The following is a 314-nucleotide window of genomic DNA, read 5'->3' on the forward strand; positions in this document are numbered from 1 at the left end:
AGACGTTCGAGCGGCTCTTCAGCCTGCTCCGGCATATCACCTGACCGACGCAGCCTCCGGTTCGTCGTGCCATGCAGCGCCGGCGCATTAAGACTATCTTCACCACGGTGCGGCAGGGTCCTCATCCTGCGGTGATGTCTTGAGTACCGCGGCGCCACAAGCGCCCAGGCAACAGACCCGCGCCTCTTTCGGGGTGCGGGTCATTCCCGCTCGATCTCTTACCCTTGGCTAGCCGAGGAAATCGGCCCGGTGCGGCGTGAAGCTGTCGACCAGCCGCCCTGCTTCCAGCGCCTTGACGCCGTGCACCAGACCGG

1 pseudogene is annotated in these 314 nt (G+C 65.3%); it reads right to left on the reverse strand.

Going from position 1 to position 314, the window contains the following annotated elements:
• Window positions 1-228: 228 nt before the first annotated feature.
• Window positions 229-314 (reverse strand): annotated as a pseudogene (locus tag EOB49_RS38455) (cupin); the annotation flags it as partial.

The organism is Mesorhizobium sp. M7A.F.Ca.MR.148.00.0.0 (genome assembly GCF_003997735.1).
Taxonomy (GTDB): Bacteria; Pseudomonadota; Alphaproteobacteria; order Rhizobiales; family Rhizobiaceae; genus Mesorhizobium.